The sequence below is a fragment of the uncultured Eubacterium sp. genome (assembly GCF_937958975.1).
GTDB lineage: Bacteria > Bacillota > Clostridia > Lachnospirales > Lachnospiraceae > Eubacterium_G.
Map to the genome: position 1 here is coordinate 1 of NZ_CALGRE010000006.1, position 12,886 is coordinate 12,886.

Below are 12,886 nucleotides of genomic sequence, written 5' to 3' on the forward strand. Positions count from 1 at the left end.
ATACGAGATCTGCGTATGTGACTGGAGTTCTGACGTGTGCTCTTCCGATCTCAAATACCTCGTTGCTTTTATTGATGCTTTTTACAGCCTGATTTACATTTCTTGCACTTTTTACACTTTTGTTTACGGTGTTTTTTAAATCGAAACAGATGTCTGAAACATTTTGGTAAAAAGAAATATAAATATAATATTTTATCCATCGTGCATGAAAATGGTCTGGTAACAAACTGAAACAGCTTGCAGAAAATACGATTTTGCCACTGAGAAAATGCGGCCGCGCAACGGTGGTAACATCTTGGCTGACGAGTGTGAGGTATGCCAAAGGTGAATGATACAGAAGTATCACATATGCATAAATCACATTGGTTGTATGCCAGTCTTCTCATGCTTTCCACAAAAGCTTCCAGCATCTCATCATTTGGGAAAGTGATTTCTACCTTCATGGAAAGGTCTTGTGGATAACAGAAGGAACCGACACGAAATCCGGTCAGCCACCAGTGTTCTCCACAGAGAGAAAATAGTTTTTGACCTTTATAGTTTAATTCCATAGATAAAGGCAGCATTTCGTCTTTAGGAACACCATAAAAAGTAGTTTGTTCGAATTGGTTTGGGGGAATAATTGTGTCAGCCCGGTAAACTCCAATTTCACCACCAATGTTAATTCCGTATTGCCCTTTCCAAAATTCTATAAGCCAGGTTTTTCCACCATAATAAAAATATACCGGCTCACAGTCAAAAACCATATTGAAATGGACAGCTGAACGGTCAAAGAGTGAACGATAGCCAAATGCTTTTTGCCATGCTTCAATGCGGGATGTTACGATATCACATTTGGGTAGATACCGAAATCCAAAGGGTTCAAGAACATCGTTTAATAATTCTAACTTTTCACAAAAGCTCATACAGCAAATTTTTTTGATAATACATTTTCGTTTAAAGATAAATATAATTGAAAACAAAATACAAATAAATATTAAAATGCCAAATAGTATATACATAATAACCTCTCATATGTGTTTGTTATATTATATGAGAAAGAAGGTGAGGTGTTCGGTAATTATTTAGACAGGTTTCAGTTAAAATTACTTTCTTTATTTTCACAAAAGTGCTAATATAATTTGTTGAAATAGTACAATTAAAGGAAGGCTTTCCACAGATGAATTTTGAGAAAAAACAAATACTTTTGCACGATATTATGTGTACGATAGGCGGATTTTTCGGTGCATATGCTATTGTTAATGGATTTGAAAATATGGGCTCTGCACAGACTACAAATATGATAGAAATAATTTGTACGATTTTAGGAAGAAATCTGCAAGATTTTTTTATGAGAATATTAGCACTTGTGTTATATATTTTTGCGATTATTATATGTGTTTATTTAGAGAAACGTGCTGTTATTAACGTACATAAATATGCTATATGTGTGGAATTAATTATTATGATAGGACTGGTATTTCTGCCGCCCCATATTGAGCCGCTCATTGGATTGCTTCCAATATTTTTTATGATGGCAACGCAGTGGAGTGCTTTTCACGGAACAGAAAAGTATAATTGTTCAACCATTTTTTCAACAAATAATTTGAGACAATGTGTCAGTGGTTTTACGGTGTATTTCCTGGATAAAGACAAAGAACAATTAGAAAAAGCAAAGTTTTTTGGAAAGTCAATTTTATGGTTTCATATTGGTGTCGTAATTTCTTACTTTTGCTGTAAACAGTTTGGACAATATGCGAGCTTATGTGCAGTCCCGATTGGGGGGATTGCAATTGCCCTGGAAGTAATGCAGGAAAGTGTAAAAAATAATATTAAAGTAGAAATTTAGGAGAGAAAACGCAGTGAATGAAAATATATTAATTGTGGACGACGAAAAAGAAATTGCAGATTTAGTTGAGGTATATTTGAAAAATGACGGTTATCAGGTATTTAAGTTTTATAATGCTGGGGATGCATTAGAATGTGTACAAAATACAGAGATAGGGCTGGCAATATTAGATGTTATGATGCCGGATATGGATGGATTTACGCTCTGTAAAAAAATTAGAGAGAATTATTTTTTTCCAATTATAATGCTTACAGCAAAGGTAGCAGATATGGACAAAATTACAGGTCTTACATTGGGTGCTGATGATTACATTACAAAACCATTTAATCCGTTAGAGTTGACTGCCAGAGTAAAGACTCAGCTTAGAAGGTATAAGAGATACAATTCTTCAGGAAATATTTCAGAGATAGTAGATGAATACGATATTAGAGGACTGCATATTTCTATAAATAACCATAAATGTACATTAAATGAGGAGGAGTTATCGCTGACACCAATAGAGTTTAAAATATTATGGTATTTGTGCCAGAGACAGGGGAATGTGGTATCTTCAGAGGAATTATTTGAGAATGTATGGGAAGAAAAATATTATGACAGTAATAATACCGTGATGTCTCACATTGCCAGATTAAGAGAAAAAATGAAAGAACCCGCAAGAAAACCGAAATATATAAAAACGGTTTGGGGAGTAGGATATACGATTGAATAATTGGGAATATTTAGAGAGAGAAAAAGTAAATAAGGAGTATATGCAGATATCTCAGCTGCGCCGAAGTATGATTTTAGAATATTTTTCCGGTTTGGTGATATTTATGATGATAACGACACTAATATTTTGTGCCGCCGGATTTTTTATGTCTAAAATGAAAATATGGTATCCGGATGAAACGGCTTATCTGTTATTAAAACCGTTGAAAAACAATCCGATTACTACACTTCTGGCAGTATGGCTTATAGGAGCGGTTATGGCAGGAGGATATGCAATTGTAAAGCAGTTTCGATATATAAAAGAGATAGCTGAAGCAAGTAAAAAAATGATTTACAATAAAGAAGAGAAAATCATGTTATCTCCTCAATTAAAAAATATAGAGTTACAGATGGAGTTGACAAGAGAGCAGTTTATTAGAAATTCGATGCTGTCAGCGCAGGAAGAACAGAAGAAAAATGACCTGATAATGTATTTGGCTCATGATTTGAAGACACCTCTCACAAGTATTATCGGTTATCTTACTCTCTTAAGAGATGAAAAGGATATTTCTACAGAGCTTCGTGCAAGGTATACAGGAATAGCGTTGGAAAAAGCGGAGCGTCTTGAAGACTTGATTAATGAATTTTTTGATATCACAAGATTTAATCTTACATCGATTTCGCTTGAAAAAGAAACGATTAATCTCAGCCGTATGGCAGAACAGATTGTCAGTGAGTTTGAACCGGTGTTATCAGAAAAAGATTTGCGTTGGAATATTCATATTGAGCCTGGCATAATGATGGTGTGCGATTCTAATAAATTAGAGCGTGTGTTTGATAATCTTATTAGAAATGCTGTAAATTACAGTTATAGAAATACAGAAATAAAAGTCTGTTTAACAAAAAATAATAAGGAAATAATGTTAAATGTTGAAAATTATGGGAGAACGATTTCACCTGAAAAATTAGAGCATATTTTTGAGCAGTTTTTCCGTCTGGACTCTGCACGCTCTTCTTCTACAGGGGGAGCGGGGCTTGGACTTGCCATTGCAAAAGAAATTGTAGAGTTACATGGGGGAACGATAGAGGCAAAAAGCCAAGAGGAAAGTATCTTATTTACAGTAATATTTCCTGTTTAAACTTGTAGATAGTGGACTCCTTGTGGTAAAATAATTCTAATATATTTTACAGGAGGATTATGATGTACGAAACATTATCAAAGAGAGCTTTAAAAAACATGTATATGGCAACCGGTTTCGCCACATTGCTTTTTTATATTGTAGCAATTGTAGCGGAGCTGGCTTTTTTTATTCCAGAGAAAATTACAATAGCAAATATAATTATAGGCATTGTATCAGGGTTGTTGTTCGTCAATCTTATTGCAAGTCCGCTTTTTCGGTTTTACAGATACAGATATAAAATTGACAATGAATGTATTGACATCATTGAGGGATATTTATTTATTACGAGAAATGTAGTTCCGATTGAGAGATTACATAAGTTACAGATTTTAAGAGGACCTTTCGACAAAATCTGCGGTGTGGCAAAGGTGATTGTCACAACGGCAGGTGGAGATGTTACGATAAGATTTTTAGATGTAGAGAAGGCAGAGGCTATTACAGAAAATCTTAAAGTGAAAATTAATGACATTGTGACCGAACAAAAGAAGATGACAGAGCAATAGGGAGGCGTTATGGAAGTAAAACGTTTTAGAAACCATGTATCCAGTGTAATCGAACAGTTTGGGGCATTAATTGTAGCGATTTTTATTATTATTTTTGGAAGTGTTGATGATGTGATTGAGATTGCTGAGGAGATATCGTTAGGGAATGCAGAAGAAACAGGCGTTATTTTGGCAGCAGCCGGTATTTTCGTTCTGATAATTTTTGTGTTTATTGCCTGGAGATTCTGGGTATGGTCTAGGACATGGGTTGTTATAGAGGAGGAGACTATAACATTAGAAAAAAATACTTTAAATTCTAAAAAAAATACCATAGGACTTAAAAATATATCCAATGTAAATACAGAACAGAATATTTTTGAGATGATTATGGGAACTTGCAAGGTTAAATTAGATACCAACAGTCTGTCGACAGCAAATTCTACAGATGTCAAAATCATTTTAAAGAAAAAGCAGGCAGAAGAATTAAGAGCATACCTCGTAAAAAGGATTAATGAAATTAACAATGGCGTGGACAGTGTTGAGGCTGTTTCTGAATTTAAAGATAGTGAATATGATGTAAAAGCGGATTTGAAAGACATTTTGTTAAATGGTATATATTCTATTAATATTGCTGTTATTTTAACATTTATCGGAAGTTTTTTATTCTTTATCGCAGGTATTATGGAAATCGTGAATCATGGTGTTCACACGGAAAGTATATCCGGAATTTTAGGAGCAATCGCAATTGCATTTATTATGGTTGCAACAACGCTTTCGGGACTGGTTGCCGGATTTGTAAAACTGTATGGTTTTATGAGCAAAAGAGATGGTGACAGAATTTATATTAAATATGGTCTGTTTAAGCGTGTTAATTATGCTATTCCGGTAGATAAAATTAACGCTATTATTATACATCAGACATTGATTGCCAGAGTGTTTCATAAATATACAGCAGAGTTGGTAAATGTGGGAATGGATGACGAGAAAGACAGTACAGCCTCTTTTACATTCTATGGAAGTAAAGAAAAGCTGATGGATGTAATTGACAAAATTATTCCTGAGTTTTCTGAGGCTATCAACTTTGATGTGAAAAGGCAGCCAAAATCCGTTTGGATAGTAAAAGCGATTCAAATCTTATGTACACTAATGTTTGTTTTGGCAATTGCAGCAGTGGGACATATTGTAACAGAAATGCCTTGGTGGATAAGTGGAATCATGATAGCAGTTTTTATGCTCTTTGTGATTTTTGGAATGATTATGTCTTATATAACAGTAGGAAATAAAATACAGACCAATTATCTTGGGTTAAAAAGCGGTATTTTTGGTACACACTATGTCATTATAAAATTTGACAAAGTACAATATATTACTCTGAATCAGAATATTATTACTAAGAAGTTAGGTATTGTCAAAGGTACTGCGAGGATTTTGGCATCGCTCGGAAAAGTTGCACATACGATTCCGTATATTCGGGAGGAGGAATGTACTTCCTTTGTGCAGGAAATGTCCGATTGGAAAAATTAATTTGAAGTAGATTTATAAAAAACTTCCGGGAGTTCATCCTGGAAGTTTTTGCGATTTAAGGTGAAACAAAATTTGAATTTCATTACACTGTATATATGAAGGTTAATTAACGAAATAGAAAGAAAACAGGGTACCAATATGAAATATGACAGACAGGATGTATTGCGGGCAATACATAATGATAAAAATGCGTTTGAAAGATTATATTGTTCGATAAGCAATGATTTATATAAAATGGCAGTTTATATATTAGGAGATTGCGGATTAGCGGAAGAGGCAGTGAGTGAAACGGTCATAGATGCTTTAACGGGAATAAAAAAATTGAAAGACGCAGATAAATTTGAATCATGGATACTGAAAATATTGACAGTGAAGTGTAACAGAAAAATAAAGGATAAATACAATAAGTTTTCAGTGTTCAATCCAAAGTCACAGAGCATAGAAGATTTTAAGGAAAAATCAATCTATCGGCAGTATGACAATGACACAAAAACAGATATACAGATAGCGCTATCAAAATTAGATAAAAAAGACAGGGTGATTATTTCTCTCTGTGTAATAGAGGGATATAAAAGTCATGAAGTGGCAGAAATTTTGTCTATGAATGCATCAACTGTGCGTACAAGACTGAATAGAAGTCTTATAAAGTTAAGGGAATATTTGGAGGTTAGATAACATGAAAGAAAACAGATTTACAGAGATTGATAGCGAAAATATCAAGATGGCAGAAAAGATTTATCGGGAAAGTGAAAAGATAGAATTAAATCAAAATGTGAATGATAATATTATAAGAATTATCAGAAAATACAATAAAAAGAAAGTCAACGGTGCAAAAGTGTTTCGGATAGGAACAGCAATTGCAGCCTGTTTTGTTTTTGCAGCCGGTATGGTTATATGGAATGATACCCATATGGACAATTCAGGAATGAATCAGATAATGCAAAAAGAGACACAGTTGCATCAAAAACAAGAAGAAAAAGTAGTAGCCTCTGCAAAAAATATTGAAAACGTTGCAAAATCCTACGAAGAAATAAAACAAAAAATTCAACAGGTTTATGATGAAAAAAGCATCATGGAAGATGTTGCAGACGTGAATGGATTAAAAACAAAATCTGTTTCTAATGATTATTCTCCGATAGTTACACCGGATGAGTTAAAAACAGATACAAGTACAAAATCAGACAACTCATATTCGGATACAAATGAACAGACAGAAGGTGTGCATGAAGGAGATATTGTAAAAACAGATGGAAGATATATATATACTTTAATTGTGAAAAATATCGAAGACGAGGAAAAATCTTCTTTTCAGGTCGGTGTGACAGAAGTGTCAGGAACAAAAATGAAGAAAGTTTCTACTATTAAAATTAAAGATAACAAAATAAATAAGAATGGTAATATCTCAGAAATGTATATTTCAGGCGACAGACTGATTCTGACAGGTACAAAGTATGGTAACGAATTCAAAGGCTGTATAGATGACACAGTTAAGGCTGAAAGTAAAAAGATGTCAGTGGAGCATATAAAAACGGTAATATTTATTTATGATATTTCAGATGTGAAATCACCTAAGTTAATTAGTAAAAATGAGCAGGATGGCTATTGTCAGGATACACGTCTTGTGGACGGATATTTATACACAGTATCTTCGTGGACAGTTTTAGATAAAGATAAGGATTACATTCCGGAAATCAATAATAAGAAAATAAAGTATGATTGTATTTGTATCCCGGAAGTGATACAGGAGTCAGCTTATGCAGTTATTACGTCTATAAATATTGAAGACGGAAAAGATATCAGGCAGAGTGCAGCAGTACTCGGAAATGCAAGTAAAGTGTATGTGAGTCAGAATCATATTTATTTGGTGAATGAAGCCTACAAGAACGATGATATTTCTGATACCGATAAGGCAAAGAGCATAATAGCAGATTATAAAAAAAATAGAAATATTGATACGAAAAGATGTAAGGCAACAGAGCGGGAAGTTAGGGAATTGAAAAATATTTATTCAGAGAACAGATATGATATGAGTTCAATCTCTAAAAAGCATACGGTGTCTGTCATGGAATCTTATACGGAAATGGAGATTATGAAATATGAATATAAAGATGGAAAATTAACTTATGTTGCAAAGTGTACTTTGGAAGGACAAACGGATGACAGATTTTCTCTGGATGAAAAGGACGGATATTTGAGACTGGTAGTACACAGAGAAAGAGAAAGATATTTGGAGGCAAGTAAAAAATTTTATGATGCGAAAGGTAAGAAAATAGAGGAACAATATTTAGACAGTAAAGAATTAGACGGAGTAGTCGACAGCAATACGGTATATACGTTGGATGACAAACTAAATAAAAAAGGTGAGATTAAAGGTCTGGCAAAGAAAGAACATATCTATGCGGCAAGGTATTTGGGAGACTATGGATATTTTGTGACTTTTGAACAGACAGACCCACTATTTACCGTAGATTTTACGGATATGGAAAATCCTAAAATTATAGGAGAACTGAAAATGCCGGGATTTTCTGATTATCTTCAGTTTTTTAATGAGAAGCTACTCTTTGGAATCGGAGAGGGGGAAGAAAACAGAGGGGATGAAATACCTATAAAACTTGATATGTATGATGTATCAAAGGGAAGCGCTAAGCGAAAAACAAGTCTGCTGATAAAGGGGGATTGGTATACGCCGGCGAGCTATAATTCAAAAGCGTTATTGATGGATAGCGAAAAAAATATAATAGGATTTCCGGCTGAGAGAAGTTGGCACAACAGAAATTACGAATATACAATGAAAGATTATTATTTGTTATATTCCTATAAAAATGGAAAGTTTCAACAGTTGTGTAAGATTCAATTAAAAGGAGAAAGTGCAGAAGAGACAAGGGGGCTTTATATAGGAGACTATTTATATGTGGTTACTCCTGAAGAAATACAGGTTGTCAATTTGAAAAATTATAAGGTTGAGGGAAAATTAAGCATAAAATAATGAAAGCGGTTAATAATGGTAATAGATAAAAGGGAGGACAAATTATGGCAGACATAAAATTACCATTATTAAATGAAAACGGATACTATGAAATAAGAATAGAAAGCATAGGTGGATTAGGGGCGAATCTATGTGGCAAAATGATGGGAGAACTGGCACTAAAGTTTTTAGGACTTAACAGTGCCAGTTTTTCCAGTTATGGTTCGGAAAAAACGGGAACCCCTGTAAAGGCATTTATTCGATATAGTTATCCGGAAAATGAAATAAGAGTACATTCACCGGTAAAAGAGCCTCACTTACTTTGTATTTTCCATCAGGCGCTGATGCAAAATATAGACATATTTGACGGTTGTACAGAAGAGACAAGTATTGTTGTCAATTCAGATGTGGAACCGGAAAGAATTGAGAGCCATTATATCAAACATAATCACATTAAAGCGAATAAAATTGTCTGTGTGCCGGCTCAGAAAATTGCAATGGAAACGCATTCCAGAATTAATGTTGTTATGATGGGGGCGATGGCAAAAGTAATGGGATTTGTCGCTGTTGAGGATATCATGGAAATTTGCGAACATGCGTTAGGAAGAAAATATCCAAAAGCGATGAAAGGAAATTTAGAAGGGATTCGCAGAGGATATGAGGAGGTAACAATATACGAATGTGGTTCGTTAAAGAATGAAAAGGAAACAAAAGAGACTGTCAGTGAGAAGAAGGATGTAAGTAGAAAATATCAGCAGGGAAAAACTGGTTATCAAAACATGACAATAGGTGGATTGAACTTGAATTTTGGAAATAGTGTTACAAATGATTTGTCACCTTCAAGACAGGGATTTATTCCACTATTTTTGCAGGATAAATGTATTAATTGTGGTTTGTGTGATTCTACCTGCCCTGATATGGTATTTCAATTTGAACCCGGAGAATATAAGGACAGGAAAATGATGGTAAATACAGGATTAGACTATTTTCACTGTAAAGGATGTCTGAGATGTGTGGAAGTATGCCCTACAGGTGCTCTGGTAAAAGGATTGGAATCAGACTATGATACGAAACCTTGGTTTGTGCCGAATAAAGAATTAATTAGAGTGCCCGACTATTATGAAAAGTCGGGTGCAGATGGTTTTATTACATCAGAGTCATATTTAACGGAAAAGAGAATAGAAGGCGGAGAAGTGTAAAGGGGAAAAAGTATGGAATATCAATTAATGGAATTTTCATCGGGAAATGAGATTGCAGCTATGGCGGTGAAACAGATTGGCTATGACATTATGGGGTATTATCCGATAACACCGTCTACGCAGGTAGCTGAAAATCTGGATTTAATGCGTGCAGATGGAAAAACAGATATTGTAATGATTGCAGCAGAGGGAGAGCACAGCGCAGCCGGGGTGTGTTATGGTGCGTCGGTAGGTGGTGGCAGAGTGTTTAATGCTACCAGTGCAAATGGTCTTTTGTATGCCATTGAGCAGCTTCCGGTACAATCAGGAACAAGATATCCGATGGTTATGAATATAGCCTGTCGTACGGTTTCCGGACCGTTATCAATAAAGGGTGACCATAGTGATATTATGTATATGCTAAATTGTGGATGGCCAATTTTCTTTGCACATACAGTGCAGCAGGTGTATGATTTTAACCTTATGGCAATAAAGCTGGCAGAGAATGTGAGACTTCCGGTAGCAGTTGCATATGACGGATTTTTTACAAGTCATCAGAAGAAGAAGTGTTATCGCTTTGCAAATGATGAGACGGTAAAAAAATTCATTGGTAAGAAAAAGGACAAGTATGCCTTTTTAGATTTAGATAATCCAATTACAGTTGGTTCTTATATGAATGAGCCGGATTTGATAAATAACAGGTATCAACAGTATCTGGCAATGGACAGTGTCAGAAGAGAATTACCAAAAATATTTGACGAATATATGAAGTATTCAGGAAGACAATATCAGGAAGTGGAAACCTATAGGACAGAAAATGCGGAAATAATAATGATTATGCTGGGTTCCAGTTTCGATACCACAATGGTTGCAGTAGACAAGCTGCGGGAGAAAGGGAAAAAAGTAGGAGTGCTCACTCTGAATATGATAAGACCTTTTCCGATAGATGAAATATGTAAATATATACATGAGGATTGCAGGGTTATTGTTGCAGACAGGCAGGACAGCTATGGTGCACAGGGTGGAAATTTATCTTTAGAGATACGGGCTGCATTTCAGCGAAGAAATAAAAAGGCAGAGGTAAAGACGATAGTATATGGTCTTGGAGGATTAGATTTTTATGTAGAAGATGCGATTCAATTGTTGGAAGGGTTTGATTCATTGCCAGAGTTTAGTTATTACGGAATTACGAAGGGGAATGAGGATGACAAGCGAAGCAATTTCTTTGAACCGCTTACGAGAGAGAAAACAGAATTGGGATTGACAAAGGCGGAGAGTGATAGGGGGCAGGTTAAGGTTGTCGGAGGAAGTATCAACGACACTGCGGCTATGCCAAAAAGAATAGCGCCAGGCCATGGAGCATGTCCGGGATGTGGGATACCTGTCAATTTGAATTTACTTTTGAGGGCAATTGAAGACCCGGTGGTGTTACTTTTCCAGACAGGCTGCGGAATGATTGTTACAACTGCATATCCAAAAACAAGTTTTAAGGTGCCTTATGTTCATAATTTATTTCAAAACGGCGCTGCAACATTGAGTGGAATTGTTGAAATGTGTCACATTAAGCAACAAAGAGGTGAAATACCGGAGGGGGACATTGTTTTCATAATGGTTAGTGGAGATGGTGGAATGGATATTGGTATGGGTTCTGCTCTCGGAACCGCTCTCAGGGGACATAGGATGATAATATTTGAGTATGATAACGGTGGTTATATGAATACAGGATATCAGCTATCTTATTCTACACCTAAAGGTGCGAGAAGCTCAACTTCTCATGTAGGTCCACAGCAGTATGGGAAATCATTCTTTCACAAGGATATGGCACAGATTATGGCAGCGTCAAACGTACCATATGTGGCGACGGTAGCAGAGTCTAATCCTGTTGATTTTATGAAAAAAGCAGCCAAGGCAGCCTATTACGCAAAGAATAGAGGAACTGCATATATCAAGGCATTGTCTGCATGCCCGCTGAACTGGAACGACAATCCGGCGAAAGAGAGAAGTGTTATTGAGGCTGCGGTCAACAGCTGTTATTTTCCACTTTATGAGGTGGAAGAGGGAATTACAAAGTTAAGCTTTAATCCGGAAAAAAGTAAGAAAAAAATACCGGTAGAAGATTGGTTGTCTATGATGGGCAGGACAAAACATTTAGCAAAAGAAGAATATAAGAGTGTGGTTGAAGAACTTCAGAAAGAGATTGATATAAGATTTAAGAAGTTAATTGAAAAATCAGAAAATGAATATTTATAATAAGGGGGAAATAAAATGGCAGTAGATTTTAAGACAAGTGAGACAAAGGATAATCTTATGAGAGCGTTTGCAGGAGAAAGCCAGGCAAGAAACAGATATACGTTTGGGGCACAGCAGGCAAATAAGGAAAAGCAGCAGGCAATTGCAAAGGTATTTATTTATACAGCAAATCAGGAAAAAGAACATGCTGAAATATTTTATAACCATTTAAAAGAATTGGGTGGAGAGACAATTCATGTGGACGGTGGTTATCCGGTAGATATCACGGATGATTTGGCGGAACTTTTGAGAATGGCACAGCACAATGAGTATGAAGAGCATGATGATGTTTATCAAAAATTTGGTGACAAGGCAAAAGAAGAAGGATTCTTAAATGTTGCTAATTCTTTCTATATGATTGCAAAAATTGAAAAATATCACGGTGATAGATTTGGCAAATTTGCAAAATGGTTGGAAGATAATAAACTTCATGTTTCGGATGTTAAAACGGGATGGATTTGCTTGAATTGTGGTCATATTTATGAAGGAGAAAGGGCGCCGGAAAAATGTCCTGTGTGTGACCATGATAAAGGATATTTTATTCGCCTAGAGCTGTCTCCGTTTGCAGAGTAGGTAAATAAAATAAATCCAGTTCAGCCACCAGCTCGAAGCATTAGCTTCTTGCTTTGATGGCTCACCGATGAGCTACTATAAAAAATCCAGTTCAGCCACCAGCTCGAAGCATAGCTTCTCGCTTTGATGGCTCACCGATGAGCTACTATAAAAAATCCAGTTCAGCCACCAGCTCGAAGCAT

The 12,886-nt window shown here is 35.5% G+C and carries 11 protein-coding genes; 10 read left to right on the forward strand and 1 reads right to left on the reverse strand.

The window, feature by feature from the left end; all coding sequences use genetic code 11:
• Positions 1-68: 68 nt before the first annotated feature.
• Entirely contained in the window at positions 69-902 is an 834-nt protein-coding gene (locus Q5O86_RS00875) for a DUF4474 domain-containing protein (protein ID WP_302625269.1), read from the reverse strand.
• A gap of 254 nt (positions 903-1,156) precedes the next feature.
• On the opposite strand from Q5O86_RS00875, the gene Q5O86_RS00880 reads away from it, so the two are divergent.
• The 10 genes from Q5O86_RS00880 (at position 1,157) to rbr (ending at position 12,704) form a co-directional block, all read left to right on the forward strand.
• On the forward strand, positions 1,157-1,825 hold the full coding sequence (locus tag Q5O86_RS00880; protein WP_302625270.1) for a YoaK family protein: 669 nt from the start codon (positions 1,157-1,159) through the stop codon (positions 1,823-1,825).
• A 13-nt stretch (positions 1,826-1,838) separates the two neighbouring features.
• Positions 1,839-2,534, forward strand: a complete 696-nt coding sequence (gene vanR / locus Q5O86_RS00885) for a VanR-ABDEGLN family response regulator transcription factor (protein WP_302625271.1) — start codon at positions 1,839-1,841, stop codon at positions 2,532-2,534.
• A 424-nt stretch (positions 2,535-2,958) separates the two neighbouring features.
• Positions 2,959-3,651: a sensor histidine kinase gene (locus Q5O86_RS00890; RefSeq protein ID WP_368074714.1), complete on the forward strand. Its 693-nt coding sequence runs from the start codon at positions 2,959-2,961 to the stop codon at positions 3,649-3,651.
• A 62-nt stretch (positions 3,652-3,713) separates the two neighbouring features.
• On the forward strand, positions 3,714-4,196 hold the full coding sequence (locus Q5O86_RS00895; RefSeq protein WP_302625272.1) for a PH domain-containing protein: 483 nt from the start codon (positions 3,714-3,716) through the stop codon (positions 4,194-4,196).
• 9 nt (positions 4,197-4,205) lie between these two features.
• Positions 4,206-5,699, forward strand: coding sequence for a PH domain-containing protein (locus Q5O86_RS00900; RefSeq protein WP_302625273.1), 1,494 nt, complete (start codon positions 4,206-4,208; stop codon positions 5,697-5,699).
• A gap of 138 nt (positions 5,700-5,837) precedes the next feature.
• The gene (locus tag Q5O86_RS00905) at positions 5,838-6,374 is read left to right on the forward strand and encodes an RNA polymerase sigma factor (protein ID WP_302625274.1); all 537 of its coding nucleotides are present in this window, start codon (positions 5,838-5,840) and stop codon (positions 6,372-6,374) included.
• 1 nt (position 6,375) lies between these two features.
• The gene (locus Q5O86_RS00910; protein ID WP_302625275.1) at positions 6,376-8,685 is read left to right on the forward strand and encodes a beta-propeller domain-containing protein; all 2,310 of its coding nucleotides are present in this window, start codon (positions 6,376-6,378) and stop codon (positions 8,683-8,685) included.
• A 44-nt stretch (positions 8,686-8,729) separates the two neighbouring features.
• On the forward strand, positions 8,730-9,863 hold the full coding sequence (locus Q5O86_RS00915; RefSeq protein ID WP_302625276.1) for a 2-oxoacid:acceptor oxidoreductase family protein: 1,134 nt from the start codon (positions 8,730-8,732) through the stop codon (positions 9,861-9,863).
• A gap of 12 nt (positions 9,864-9,875) precedes the next feature.
• A complete protein-coding gene (locus tag Q5O86_RS00920) occupies positions 9,876-12,092 on the forward strand; it encodes a thiamine pyrophosphate-dependent enzyme (RefSeq protein WP_302625277.1) in 2,217 nt (738 codons plus the stop codon).
• Positions 12,093-12,107: 15 nt separating this feature from the next.
• Positions 12,108-12,704 (forward strand): rubrerythrin, encoded by a 597-nt coding sequence (gene rbr, locus Q5O86_RS00925; RefSeq protein ID WP_302625278.1) that lies wholly within the window; start codon positions 12,108-12,110, stop codon positions 12,702-12,704.
• The last annotated feature ends 182 nt before the right edge of the window (positions 12,705-12,886 follow it).